10 protein-coding genes, 1 tRNA gene and 1 riboswitch are annotated in these 14148 nt (G+C 33.6%); of the genes, 8 read left to right on the top strand and 3 right to left on the bottom strand.

What is annotated here, in order from left to right:
- The first annotated feature begins 146 nt into the window (after positions 1 to 146).
- Entirely contained in the window at positions 147 to 365 is a 219-nt protein-coding gene (locus ACY2V1_RS03370; protein WP_461833387.1) for a hypothetical protein, read from the top strand.
- Here ACY2V1_RS03370 and rsmG read toward each other — a convergent pair.
- The gene (rsmG, locus tag ACY2V1_RS03365) at positions 329 to 994 is read right to left on the bottom strand and encodes a 16S rRNA (guanine(527)-N(7))-methyltransferase RsmG (RefSeq protein WP_461833386.1); all 666 of its coding nucleotides are present in this window, start codon (positions 992 to 994) and stop codon (positions 329 to 331) included. The two genes, ACY2V1_RS03370 and rsmG, sit on opposite strands and share 37 nt — an antisense overlap.
- Before the next feature lie 168 nt (positions 995 to 1162).
- Here rsmG and feoB point away from each other — a divergent pair, with 168 nt between their 5' ends.
- The 7 genes from feoB to ACY2V1_RS03330 all read left to right on the top strand — a co-directional run bounded on the left by feoB (position 1163) and on the right by ACY2V1_RS03330 (position 12243).
- Complete coding sequence (gene feoB, locus ACY2V1_RS03360) at positions 1163 to 3337, top strand: ferrous iron transport protein B (protein ID WP_461833385.1); 2175 nt, start codon at positions 1163 to 1165, stop codon at positions 3335 to 3337.
- Between the two features lie 21 nt (positions 3338 to 3358).
- A riboswitch (cobalamin riboswitch) is annotated at positions 3359 to 3585 on the top strand.
- 247 nt (positions 3586 to 3832) lie between these two features.
- The gene (gene cbpB, locus ACY2V1_RS03355; protein ID WP_461833384.1) at positions 3833 to 5203 is read left to right on the top strand and encodes a peptide-modifying radical SAM enzyme CbpB; all 1371 of its coding nucleotides are present in this window, start codon (positions 3833 to 3835) and stop codon (positions 5201 to 5203) included.
- Positions 5204 to 5392: 189 nt separating this feature from the next.
- Positions 5393 to 5468 (top strand) — tRNA-Asn (locus tag ACY2V1_RS03350).
- A 108-nt stretch (positions 5469 to 5576) separates the two neighbouring features.
- Entirely contained in the window at positions 5577 to 6278 is a 702-nt protein-coding gene (locus ACY2V1_RS03345; protein WP_461833383.1) for a hypothetical protein, read from the top strand.
- 53 nt (positions 6279 to 6331) lie between these two features.
- On the top strand, positions 6332 to 8857 hold the full coding sequence (locus ACY2V1_RS03340; RefSeq protein ID WP_461833382.1) for a UvrD-helicase domain-containing protein: 2526 nt from the start codon (positions 6332 to 6334) through the stop codon (positions 8855 to 8857).
- A 9-nt stretch (positions 8858 to 8866) separates the two neighbouring features.
- On the top strand, positions 8867 to 9397 hold the full coding sequence (locus tag ACY2V1_RS03335; protein ID WP_461833381.1) for a hypothetical protein: 531 nt from the start codon (positions 8867 to 8869) through the stop codon (positions 9395 to 9397).
- Entirely contained in the window at positions 9385 to 12243 is a 2859-nt protein-coding gene (locus tag ACY2V1_RS03330) for a PD-(D/E)XK nuclease family protein (protein WP_461833380.1), read from the top strand. Before ACY2V1_RS03335 ends, ACY2V1_RS03330 begins: the two co-directional genes overlap by 13 nt.
- Before the next feature lie 6 nt (positions 12244 to 12249).
- Here the strand turns inward: ACY2V1_RS03330 and ACY2V1_RS03325 are convergent, their stop codons facing one another.
- Both ACY2V1_RS03325 and ACY2V1_RS03320 read right to left on the bottom strand, forming a co-directional pair.
- Positions 12250 to 13158, bottom strand: a complete 909-nt coding sequence (locus ACY2V1_RS03325) for a chemotaxis protein (protein ID WP_461833379.1) — start codon at positions 13156 to 13158, stop codon at positions 12250 to 12252.
- 30 nt (positions 13159 to 13188) lie between these two features.
- On the bottom strand, positions 13189 to 13809 hold the full coding sequence (locus ACY2V1_RS03320; protein WP_461833378.1) for a TetR/AcrR family transcriptional regulator: 621 nt from the start codon (positions 13807 to 13809) through the stop codon (positions 13189 to 13191).
- Between the last annotated feature and the right edge of the window lie 339 nt (positions 13810 to 14148).

Here is a 14148-nt window from a genome sequence, read left to right as displayed (position 1 = left end):
TTATATTTTATTAAAATGCGAGTGTCAAGTCTAGATTTTTTACTAAAATTTATCTAGCCCATATTGTATGGCTTTACTGGAGCATATATTTATATTATGGATTTTTGGAAATTTTGACAAAGTTATATAAAAAAGGGGCTAGGGGTATGATTTTAAACGAAAAATATATTGATGAACTTATTGAATATCTCAGGTCTGGAAATTTAGCTGAGGACTTTGAATATTCTACAGAAGAAAGGAGATATGAAATATTGGATTTTTTGGAAAAACTTATGGAATTAGGAGAAGTAGCAGACGAGGCCGCAACCAGGATTATATTTAAAAATACTCAACTAGGGGCTTTTTTTGAAAACAACCAAAAATAACGTTCTTTTTTTAAAGGTAGTATATAAGAATATTGGGTTACAAAATAAAAATCCCTTAACTTTTGATTATTCCACTTGGAGTTAGAAAAAATTAAAACATACCCAGTTTGTTTTAAGTAGTTTTTAGACAGTTTTAGAAATTTATCCCATTTACAAAAGGCCCGTGATAAGCACAAGTCAAAGTTCTTTTCTTTGAGCTCTTCAATGTTTCCAAAAAAGACTTTTGTATCTTTTAGACCAAGCGTATTTATCATTAAATTTATGAAAACCCCTCTTTTTTTTCTTGGTTCAACCATAAGATAATATCCAGCATCATATAAAATCCTAAGGGGTATGCCTGGAATACCTGCTCCTGCACCAATATCTAATATCTTAAAATTATTATCGCATCCTTTGTCTCTATGAATTTTAAAAATGAAATCAGCAAGGTAGATAGAGTCTAATATCAGCTCATCAAAAATAATTTTTGGGTCTTTTATCCCAACTAAGTTAACTTTTTTTGTCCATTTGTTTAAATGAATTATGTACAGGCTAATTTTTTTTATTTTATCTAACTTTATATTTATGTTTAAGTTTGTTTGCTCAGAAATTTTTTTGAAAATGTATTTTTCGAGAGAGATTTCATCCATGGGTAGTTTTTAAAAAAAGAATCTAAAAAAGACAATTGGGATTTTAATAAAAAAAATGCTATTTGCTGGGTCCGTTTTTTATTGACTATACATAAAGGTCAAGATTATCAGTTTAGTTTAACCAAAGTTGATAAGTTCAGGTTATAAGGCCTATCCTCAGGAGGAGATATGAAGGAATTTACAATAGCCCTTGCTGGCAACCCCAATTCAGGAAAGACCACGCTTTTTAATCTTTTAACTGGTGCAAGGCAGCATGTTGGAAATTATCCTGGTATTACAGTTGAGAAGAGGGAGGGGTATGTAAAATTTGGGGATGTGAAGTTAAGGATTGTTGATCTGCCTGGGACATATTCTCTTACAGCATATTCTCAAGAGGAGTTAGTTGCCAGAAATTTTCTTGTAAATGAGCGACCATCTTTGGTGGTGGACGTTATTGATGCTACAAATTTAGAGAGACACATGTATTTGGCTGTGCAATTTATGGAACTTGGTGCACCCTTACTTTTAGTTCTAAATATGATGGATGAGGTGGAAAAGAAAGGGATGGAAATAGATATTGATAAATTGTCTTCTCTTTTAAAGTGTCCTGTGGTGCCAATGGTGGCAAAAAAGGGTATAGGTAAAGATAAGTTAATTGAAAGGATGATTGATTGTTCAATCGAGAAAAGGGATTGGACGCCTCTTACTATTTCATATGGACCAGACTTGGATCCCGTGATTGAAGAGATTTCAACCATTGTAGAGGAGAACAAGTTTTTAACTGAAAAATATCCAGCCAGATGGATAGCTTTAAAATACTTAGAGGAAGATGAAGATATATTGTCTCAAGGTGATGCGCAGGATTTAGATGTGTCTAATAAATTAAAGTCACTAGTTGATAAGGTGTCAACTCATTGTGAAAAGACCTTAAATACTGTTCCAGAGGCAATAGTTGCTGATTATAGATATGGTTATATTCATTCCCTGTTAAAAGGAGTAATAAAATACCGTTTTGATCCAGATAGATTGGATATTTCAGATAAAATAGATAGGGTTCTGACACACAGATTTATTGGCCCGCTTATTATGGTTGTTATTTTATATCTAATGTTTAAGATGACTTTTTTGTTTGGGGAATACCCCCTTGCTTTGATTCAAGATTTTTTTGGATTTTTATCTAACTTGGCCTCTAACTATCTTCCTCCTGGTTTTTTTAAATCCCTTGTGATTTCAGGAATTATAGATGGGGTAGGCGGGGTTATGAGTTTTGTCCCTTTGATTATGATCATGTTTTTCATCTTAGCCTTTTTAGAGGACAGTGGTTACATGGCGAGGATGGCGTATATGCTGGATCGTGTGTTAAGGATATTTGGTCTCCATGGATATTCAGTTATGCCTTTTATAATCTCAGGGGGTATCCCAGGTGGATGTGCAGTTCCAGGTATTATGGCCACCAGGACATTGAGGGGGCCAAAAGAAAAAATAGCCACTATTTTGACAGCACCGTTTTTTTCTTGTGGCGCAAAGGTACCAGTATTCTTGTTACTTGCTAGCGCATTTTTTCCTAAAACTGGCGATAAGCTTATGTTTTTTTTGACCATTTTTTCCTGGTTGTGGGCACTTATTATAGCAAAGCTATTTAGAATAAGCGTAATACGAGGAGAATCCACTCCTTTTGTTATGGAGCTACCACCTTACAGGCTTCCAACTCTAAAGGGTCTTGTTATTCATACCTGGGAGAGAGTCTGGCAGTATTTAAGAAAGGCTGGAACTGTTATTTTATTGATATCAATTATTATATGGGCAGGGATGAGCTATCCAACTCCTCCAAAAAGTTTAATTATCCCCTTAGATAAAAAAATAAATTCTTTAAAACTTAAGCTATCAAAGACCAATTATGACAAAATTAAGGAAAAGCAAATTCAGGATAAAATTCAAAGCTTAATTGCTGAGAAAAAAAAGATAGCACTTACACATTCGTTTGCTGGAAGATTAGGGATTCTCTTAGAAGACGTCACAAAGATGGCTGGTTTTGATTGGAAGAGTAATATAGCTCTAATAGGTGGAATAGCTGCAAAGGAAGTGATTGTATCCACTCTGGGAACAGCATATTCATTAGGGGAAGTGGATGTGGAAAATTCATCGTCTTTGTCTGAGAGAATAGCCAATGATCCAGATTGGAACAAAATAAAAGCCTTAAGTTTCATGATATTTGTGCTAATTTATGCCCCATGTTTTGTCTCTGTTGTTACAATTGCCCAGGAATCCAATTGGAAATGGGCAATTTTTAGTGTGTTTTTTAATACCTTAACTGCATTCTTTATGTCTATATTAATTTATCAATTAGGAATTAGATTTTTTTAATAGGTTGACTTTTTAGTGGATTTTTATTATTTATCTCCTAAACAAAGGAATTATGTCTCCTAACATCTCGGAACACGGTGAAAATCCGTGGCGGTCCCGCCGCTGTAATCGGGGAGGTTGTTCCACCTAGGGGCCAGATAGTATAATGTGTCTGGTCCGGTCACTCTCAATGTCCACTTTGGGGGGAAGGCCGTGGGACATACTGATGATCCGAGAGCCAGAAGACCTGTTAGGAGATGGAATTCACGGTGTCCTGATGGTAAAGGGGCCCGGGGAAACAATAGCTGTTTTCCTGGGTCCCTTTTTTATTTACAGGTGGAAATTAGATATGAATTTTTACTTAGTGGTCCACAGCAAAAAATAAAATAGGAGGTATGAGGTATGAAGAAAAATGTAATATCTTATCGTCGCAGGTGCAAAAAAATAGGGAAAAATACTGGTCTTTCCCACTACATCCTTTTGACCCCAAAGGCCAAGAAATAGGTAAAATATAACATGAATAAAAGAACATATGTAAATACCGGTTTTGGTCCCAGGTTTTCTGTCTTGGAAATTGGTGTAGATGATAAGGTTGCAGTTGTTGAGGGAGATAGTGGATTTTGGGCAATAGTGGATGCATCAGAGCTTCCTTCTGCTCTTAGTGGAAAATTGACAGAGGATTTTCTCAAAAAAGAAAAAGAGTTCAAGGAAGAAATGGAGCTCCTTAGATTTAAGCTGCCACCATCTGCTGTTTATTTTAATCCCACTGACAGGTGTAATTTTGATTGCACTTATTGTTATCTTCCAAGGGAGAGACGGAAAAATGGGATTTCCATGAGTCCCAAAGAAGTGTGCGCCAGTCTTGAGAAGCTTCTTATCTTTTTTAAAGATGTGCTTGGAGATGATGCCAAACCACAGGTGATATTCCATGGTGCTGAGCCAATGATGGTAAAAGATGCTGTTTTTGAGGGAATATCCAGGTATAAAGATGATTTTCTTTTTGGTATTCAGACCAATGGGACCCTTCTTACAGATGAGGACTTAGAGTTCATAAAGAAAAATCAGGTGGGTCTTGGTATATCCTTAGATGCTCCTGTGGAGGAAATAGCCAATGCAACCAGGAAGAGCTGGACAGGGAAAGGTGGTTTTAAAAAGGTAGTTGAAGTTATAAAAAAACTCTCAGATTATCCTGCTTACAATGTGATTACTACAGTAACAAAACACAATGTGTCAGTTTTAAAGGATCTGGTTAGATTTTATTATGATTTAGAGGTTCCTGTGATAATGCTAAATCCTGTTCGTTGCACTCAGGAAGGCGGAAGGCTCTCTAAGCCAGATGATATGGTGTTTTTAAAAGAGATTATAGAAGCCTTAGATCTAACATATGAGCTCTATGAGTCCCATGGGAGGAAATTGGTAGTTGCTAACTTTGCTAATATCATGGCGGGAATCCTGGGGCCAACTGGTAGAAGGCTTATGTGCGATATATCTCCATGTGGTGGTGGAAGATGTTTCTTTGCTTTGGCTGCCAATGGAGATATCTTCCCATGCAGTGAATTTATAGGTATTCCAGAGTTTAGGGCAGGAAATATTAATGAAGAGCCGTTATCTGATATTCTAAAAAAAGAACAGATCAAGATGGTGACCAGTAGAATGGTTGAAAAGATAGAGCCCTGTAAGTCGTGTGCTGTTAGACATTTCTGCGGCGCCCCATGTCCAGCTGAGGTGTACATGCTAAATGGAGATCTCAATACAGTTGCACCATTTTGCAATTTCTATGAAGGGTTAATTCGGTATGCCTTTAAAATCATAGCCATGGGAAGGGAAAACGCTTATATCTGGGATGGCTGGGAAGAAGAAACTGAGTGTACTTATAACTTTGCTTAAAAATATGCTGTGGACCACTAAGCAAAAATTTATAACTAGCTATTTCCCCTGTGATATCTGAATTAAATTTGTTAGTGTGTTTTTAGGAAAAGAATAACAAATACATATAGTTATCACATAGTTATAATTCAAAAAATTAATCCTTGACATATAACAGGAAATAAATATAATCCCTTTCCGTTGCATTGATCCCCGGTAGCTCAAGCGGCAGAGCGGGTGACTGTTAATCACCATGTTGGCGGTTCAAGTCCGCCCCGGGGAGCCATTTTAATGTAGATATTTTACCTTTCCCGTAAACTTTTTGTCTCTCCTTCAGTACTTTTCTTTTTATAATAGAGTTGCAAAAATAAAAAGAGTAAGTTATAAAAACTTTATGCCTTATAGTGCAAATGTAATCAGATTACTTGAAAAAGTAGAGCCTTCTACGAGGGAGGTGCTTATTGCCGTTTTAGAGGAGATAGAGCGGCAGAGGGAAGAATCTGTTACAAAAAAGGAATTTAATGAGCTAAAGGATATTGTCTTTGACCTAGCAGAGGCACAAAAGAAGACAGAGCAGAGGGTAAATGAGCTAGCAGAGGCACAAAAGAGGACAGAACAGAGATTAAATGAACTAGCGGAAGCTCAACAGAGAACTGAACAGGAGCTTAAAAAACTTATAGGAGAACACCGCAAAACAAGAGAACAGCTTGGTGGTCTGGCCCATACAGTTGGCTATATACTAGAAGATAGAGCATATGTTGGTCTGCCTCCACTCCTTGAAAAAGAAAAAAATATAAAATTAATCTCTCCGCTAAAAAGGGATTACCTAGAAATTGGACCTGGTAAATACGTAGAGCTAAATATTATAGGAAAGGCAAAAAGAAATGGGAATACTATATGGGTCGTGGGAGAGTGCAAGACACAGCTTAAAAAAAGAGATGTTGACAATTTTTTAAAGACAATATCTAAAGTAAAAGATTTTATAGGAACAGAGATTTTTCCTGTTTTAGTTACCTACCAGTCCTCCCCTCCAGTTCAAAGATATGTGAAGGAAAAAGGGATAGACCTTTATTTTTCTTATCAATTCCCAATATAATTTCGAAGAGACAGTCTCTACAATATAATTAAAAGATTTTTGGTCTTTATCTTATGGAATTTACAAAAGAAAAATCCATTCCATCAATTTCAATTATTAAGGCATCAGCAGGTTCAGGTAAGACCTTTGAACTGGCAATTAATTTTTTAAAGATGTTAAATTTATCTTTCCCAAATCCCTTCCATTTAAGAAAAATAATAGCAATTACCTTTACCAACAAAGCTGCCTATGAAATGAAAGAGAGGATTTTATACTTTTTAAAAAATATTGCCCTTAGTACGGATTTTGGAATTGAGCTAACTAGAATATCAGGTCTAAAAAAACAAGATGCAATTAAATGGCTGGATATTGTAATTGAAAATTACACAGATTTTAATGTTAAAACAATAGACTCTCTTTTATTTTCTCTATTTAAGGGGTTTTGTTTTGAATTAAATATGAGTCCTGAACTAGACGTGGTGTTTTCTCTAGATGAAATAATAGATGAATCATTTGATTTAATGTTGAAAAATTTAATTGAAAATAATTATGATAAATTTCTAGAACTCTTGACTACTTATTTAAATGTAGAACAAAAAAGGGGATTTTATCCAGAAAATGGAATAAAAAGGAGGTTTTTAGAACTATATAAACATGCTTATAAAGGAATTAGACCTGTTGAATTAGAAATTGATAAATATTATTTATTAAGGGAAAAGGTTAGAAAAACCTATGATAATTTCTATAAGTGGTGTGCAAAATTGAATCCTCATTTAAATAAATCAAAATTGAGGTCATTAAGAGTTGATCTGGCTGAGGAAGAAATAGTAGATAAAGCCTTTTGGAAATATAATTTTAAAGATCTCTTTAAAAAGAAGGAACTTCCCAAGGTAGATAAAGAAGATTTAAAGAAGTTTAAAAAGGTATATGAAGATTTTAATAAGAGTGTTGAAGAATTTAGTCGCTTAATAGGGAAATTTGCCTATTATCAAGCAGTTGGCTATACCTACGCATTAAATGAGCTTACTAGATATGTGGATGAAGTTTGTAGAAAAAATAGAGTGACCCTCCTTAGTACATGGATAGAACATATTAAAGAACAGATAATTAAACAGGGTTGTCTTCCTTTGATTTATGCCTATCTTGGAGAGAAATTATTATATTTTTTGTTTGATGAGTTTCAAGATACATCCAGGGAGCAATGGGAAGGGCTCTTACCCCTCTTGGAAGAAGCCATATCAAGAGGGGGCACTGTTTTTGTTGTTGGAGATGTAAAACAGGCAATTTATAGGTGGAGGGGCGGTGATTGGACCTTATTTAATGATATAAAAAATACATTTTATATAAATAGTATTAAAGAAAGTACACTTCCATACAACTACAGATCCCACCCTGCTATTGTGGATTTTGTTGGTAAGATGTTTTTGCCCTTAGCAGATTATGATTGGGTATATGATGAGTTTTCTTTGACAGTGCTTGGAAAAAACAGAGATAAAAGTGTTAGGCAACAATTTGCTCAGTCTCTTTCTCATAACTACAAGGACGTAAAACAGGTCCCAAAGGTCCCTGCTTTTGAAGATTCCTCTATTTACCTATTGCGATTAAAGGGAGAGAGGGAAGATGTCCAAAATGGTTTAAAGAAACATTTAACAAATAGTGTAAAAGAATTATGGGATCGCATCTCCACTAAAAATGGGTTTGATACACTGGCAATATTAGTTAGGAGTAATGAACAGGCCAAAGAAGTCTCCTCATGGCTCCTTGAAAAAAATATCCCTGTTATAACAGAAAATTCCTTAAATTTGTGGGCATCTACACTTATTCGCGGCATTTATTGCCTTTTGCGTCTTATTTTAGACCCTTTGGATACTGTTGCCCAATATGGAGTCTTAGTCTCAGGGATATTGCCAGAAAAACACATTAATGAACATAAATTAATATCAACTTATTTTAAAGAAAAATACACCAAACTCATTGCAGCCATTGATGAATTGCTAGATGAGATAAAAAAATATGTAACTTATGTATCTTGTTATGAACTTTTAATGATAATATCCAATCTCTTAAACTTAGAAGAGAGATTTTATTCTAATGAATTGCAAGACCACAGGGTCTTTTGGGAAAAGCTTTTAGAACTTACCTATGAAGTGGAAACAGAAGGGCGATTGTGTTTAGAAGATTACCTTGATTTTTTGGAATCAGGAGGGCTTGATTCACAGATTGGCTTGCCAGAAGATAGCATGGCAGTGCAGGTTATGACCATCCATAAGGCCAAAGGTCTTGAATTTGATTATGTATATATCCCCTATACAGACTGGGACCTAGATCAAAGGGGTCGCATAGTAGTCAAAGATTCAGAATTGGTATCTTTGTGCAAAAAGGCAGAATTGTTTTTAACAGATGTAAAAAAAATGAGGGATGAAGATATTGCATATAATGCAATGGAACTTATAAATCTCTTTTATGTTGCATTGACCAGGGCCAAGAAAGGGATTTATTTGTATTTATTAGATTATAAAAAAACAGGGCCTTCTCTGTTTTCAAAATGGATTGAAAAATTAATACAAAAGGCAAATTTAAATGTGACAGATATACAGTAAAGGTTATATATGTTTTATCCAAAAATAATTATAAAAAAAATTTCCTCTGAATCAGATAATATTGATAATATCAAAAAAGGAGAAATTGTCCATTTTATAATGTCAAAAATAAAATCTAAGGAGGATATTAAAAATTTAGATGAAATTACATTGAAGGCTATTTCTTATTTTGGAGAAAAATTTTATAAGTGGAACATTGAAAAAGATTTTATAAATCCAATAAAAAATATTGTAGATCACCCTAAATTAAAAAACATAATGTTTATTAAAGATGCTAAAAACTTCAGTGAAAGAGATATTATTATTCCTTTGAATAATAGCTACAAAACAATAAGGCCAGATAAAGTGATAATCTCAAAGGAAAAGGTTTATGTCTTGGAATTTAAGAGTGAATATTCAGAAGATGGTTACAAAAAAAATATAGCTCAATTAAGAGAATATATATTTTATTTAAAGAAAATGTTTAAAAAGCCCGTTTTAGGTTTTCTGATTTATATATTTTCTAACAAAGTAGTGGAAGCAAGAGGATGGGAACAATAAAAATAGTTCCATTTTATGCAAAACTCTTAAAAGTGGTTGCAAAAGAAGTTGCAATGGAAAATAAAGAGTTATCTCATGTCAATGTAATTTTTACCCATAACAGATCAATTCATTTTTTTAATTACTATTTATCCCAATATATTGATAAACCATGTTTTTTGGGTAAATGGTTTGGTTTTGAGGACTGGGTAAAGGAACTTTTTTTTGAGTATGGTGGTGAAGCTGCAACTTATACAACGTTAAGTGAGATGGAGCAGGCATATGTAGCTTATTTAGCTGCCATGGATATTTTGCCTGAAAAATATCACAAGGGCTTTGGAGAGTTTTTTTTCTGGGTCTTTGAGTTATCAAAGATCTTTAGAGAATTTGATACTGAGTTGGTAGAGCCTCAAGATGTATTGTATCCACCTGTTGAAAAAGTGGGCGATACTGGGGCCATGTTACTTGAGCGGGTGGGCAAGATTTATAAAAAATATAATGAGTATTTAGAAAAAAATAAATGGATAACCCATTCAAAGAAGTTGAGCTATCTTGCAAAAATAGATGACCTAAAAATAAATGGAAAATTTTATTTTGTAGGCTTTTTTGCCTTAACCAACGCAGAATCACTGATACTTAAAAAATTTTATGATGCAGATGGAGTTTTTTACTGGCAGGCAGATTATGAGGATTTGCCAAACGTATATAAAGAATGGCAAAGAGATTGGAATATCAGTGACCTAAAGCCTGTCAAAGTTGAGCCTGACGGGGAAAGGAGAAAAATAACCTTTTTTGATTCCCATGACCTACACACAGAGCTAAAACAAGTAAAAAATAAGTTGTTAGATTTAAAAGAAAAGGTCAAAGGACCTGATGAAGTAGCCATTATTGTCCCAAATCCCAGCAGTTTAATTCCAATTTTGTTTCATATACCAAGCGAGTTAGAGATAAACATAACAATGGGATATCCGTTTCAGTTAAGTGGGATTTATGTTTTAATAGATCTGCTGTTTAAGATGATTTTAAAAAAGGATGAGAGATATGGATATCCAACAAATCTGTTTATAAAGTTGCTTAGAGGACCTTATTTCAGAGAATTTAATAAGTTCCAGGTGGTTGTTAGCTGTTTAGTAAAGCGTTTAGATCCTTTTGTTACCAAACAAGAGGCAATATCCTTGTGTTATGAGTTTTCCGAAGAAATTGAAAAATCAGGAGTAAATACTTATGAGCTTGTTAAATTTATAGAAGATTTTTTTTCCAATATTATAGCCCCTTTTGAAGGTAGTAAATCCTTAAAGGAACTTGGTGAGGCATTAATTTCCTTGCTTGATTTTGTAGAATCCTTGGAAATAGGTTTGGAAACAATAGAAAAGGAATTTGTATTTTATCTTCTGGGTACAATTAATGATTCCCTCTCTTGGTCCATTTTTTCCAATGTAACCATGAAGACTCCAGAGCTATACTCTATAGCCAAAAACATAATGACTTCGCTCAAGGTCCCTTTTGAAGGAGAGCCCATTAAGGGAATTCAGATAATGGGTGTTTTGGAGAGCCGAGATCTAGGATTTGATCATCTTATGATTATTGACGCAAATGAGGGTATTTTGCCTTCTGTACCAACTCCCTCCCCCCTTTTGCCTCAAGAGCTACGTCAAGTAATGGGGTTTTCTACCAGAGGAAAGGAAGAAAATATATATGCATATCATTTTGAGAGGCTTGTTAAGAGTTCAATTGACGTATCATTACTATATCAAAATAAGACAGTATCAACAGGAAGTTTAGAAGGGAAAAAGACCAGGTCCAGATTTATAGAAAAATTGATTTGGGACTTTGAAAAACACATACAAAAGATAATAAAAGATTCTGATACTGTTTTTGAGACAAAAGATTACACAGTAGAGATGAAAAAATCTAAAGAGAACATAACCATTCCAGAAATAAATAATATTGTTTTAGAAAAAAGTGAGGATATTAAAAAAAATATATCTTCAATGTTAAATTTTATCAGTCCTACAATGTTAAATACATATATTAAATGTCCGAAAAAGTTTTTGTTCCAATATGTCTTAAAATTAACTACCACACCGAAGACTGATCAAATTCCAACAAATGAGATAGGAAATATTGTCCATAAAACATTAGAGTTGTTTTTTAGAGAATACATTAAGGCTAATAATGGTATTATCCTTAAAAAGGATTTAAATTTTGACTCGTTATTTGATATCTTTTTATGTCTTTTTAATGAAAATTCTATTTTTAAGAAGATTTCAAGATCTAAAAAAGAGATGTTTGTTGTATCTGCAAAATACAGGCTGAAAAATTTTCTTGAAAATTTACCAGAGAAAACAGAAATAATAGCTCTGGAAAAAGAGATGCAGCTAGAATTGGCGTTGGATAAAAATACGTACATACTTAAAGGGAAAATAGATAGGATAGATAAAAGAGATGATTATATATTTATTTTGGATTACAAAACAGGTAGGATACCAAATTCTGGAGATATTTTCAGAGAATTTGAGATTCCTTCTATTAATGATGTTGATGGATTTTATAACTTATATAGATATTTAAAGGACATTCAAATTCCATTTTACATATATTTGTATGGACATAAAAATGATAATTTTAAAAATATTATAGGTGGCTTTGTTGATTTATCAAAAGATGGAAGAGAGATTTTATACAAAGATGTAAGAAGGTTAAAACCTGATTTTTTAGACCAATATAACATTTTTTTTAAAAATACATTTGAAGACATATTAAAATTTTTGGTTAACCATATTAAAGAAGGACCTATATTTGGGCCAGTAGAGCCTAATTTTTGTAGATTTTGTGATTATATGATGTGTTGTGCAAATAGCAATTAATGGTTATCAATTATTGGCCTTTTCTATTAGTTGTAAAGCCCTTTTTGCAAGCTCTACTAATTCAGGTTTTGATATCTGATCGTCAGCACCAACAGATTGCCCTTTGTGGCGTATTGTATCTGTAATCACTGATGAGAATAAGATAACAGGGATTTTATTTAATACAGGGTCTTCTTTGATTTTTTTTGTCAGAGTAAATCCATCCATTTGGGGCATTTCAATGTCAGTAATCACAAGATTGCATCTTGTTAAAATATCTCCTTCTCCTTGCTTTAGATTAACTAGATACTCCCATGCCTCTTTTCCATTTTTTGCTGTATGAATATCAAAACCCTTTAGGTGGTCAATTAACATATTTCTTACAGTGGGTGAGTCATCAGCAATGAGTACTTTGTATTTTTTTTGAGCCTGCTCATGTGTGATTATACCCTCTTCTAAGAAGATAGGTACCATTTCTGCTACTATTTTTTCTACGTCCAAGGTGAATATAATCCTCGAGTCAAATTTGACTACTCCTGTAATACAGGGTGTCTTACCTTCATAATCAATGTCCACAGGTGGAGATACATTTTCCCAACTTATTCTATGTATTCTAGTAAGACCAGAAACCAAAAATGCTACCTTCATGCGATTGAATTCTGTAACAATGACCTTCCCACTTGAGTCCAATGGTGTGTTGTATAAGTATATTCCAAGGTCTAAAAGGGGTATAACTTCTTCTCTCAACCTGATGAGGCCCAGAAAGCAAGGATGAGGTCTTGCAGGTATTTTAGTCACTTCAGGATATCTAATTATCTCCTGAACTTTAATTACATTTATCCCGTAATATTCTTTTATCCCTTGAGCCTTTTCAATATAGAATTCAACTATTTCTAACTCGTTAGTACCAGTCTCCAACAAAATATTTGTTGCCATGAATGATCTCCAGAAAGTATAAAATCTGTCTTACACAATACAGTTTAATGCCTTTTCAAATACTTTGCAAGTGAATTTTACTATCTTATGTATCTCTTCTCTTGCCTTATTTCTATCTTTTTCAGTAGTGTTTTTAAAGGTTATTATAATTCCAAGTATGGATGCAAAAAAGACTTCTGCAAATTCTTGAATATTATCAATGGAAATGCCTATATTTTTTAATAAATTGGCAAAGTGTTCCAGAAAAAACTTCTGAGTGAGCTTGAATTGGTTTAAGATTTGCTCATCTACTTTTTCATTTAAGAGAAAATGGGCAAGCATGTGTAAAGTGGCTTCTTTGTCAAAAAAGAAATCAACTATTCCAAGTGCAAATTCTTCTAGCGAATTGGCTCCGTGCTCCAGCCTCTTTAGCTGCTTGATTCTTCCTTCGTTTATGTTTTGCCCTAAGACTTCAAGTAATATAGCATCTCTATTTGGGAAATATCTATAAATAGATGCTGGAGAAATTCCTGCTTCTTCAGCAATGTCCCTCATCCCTATATCAGAAAAGTTTTGGGTGGAAAATAAGTGAGTGGCAGCTTCTAATATTAGTTCCCTTCTCTTTTCCCTTTCTTTTTCTTTTAGTTCTAAAAATGCAGACTTTTTTCTCATTGTTTTTTACTCCTTAACCTTGGGTATTGCAAAAAATCTTTTTAGCTGTATACAATATGTAAACACTTTTCAAGTATTAAAATAGGGGTTTGTTTTTTGAATTTGACATAACCTAAAACAGGCGAGTTTTTTTGGGTTAGCAAGATAAGGATTTTCTTTATCCCTTTTAAATGTTTAAGTTTGCCCCTGCTTTTAACTCCTATAACCACTGTTTATTTTTACATATTGTTCTGTTAGGTCGGAAAATAACATATTGTATTCATACTCAGTGTTGTTACCAATATCTATATAAAGAAAAATATCCTGTTTTTTTAGATAAGGCATTAAAATTGCGTCAAT

It is taken from the genome of Desulfothermus sp. (assembly GCF_053993635.1).
Note: the sequence above shows the minus strand (reverse complement) of the source record. Positions and strands in the feature narration are given on the sequence as shown.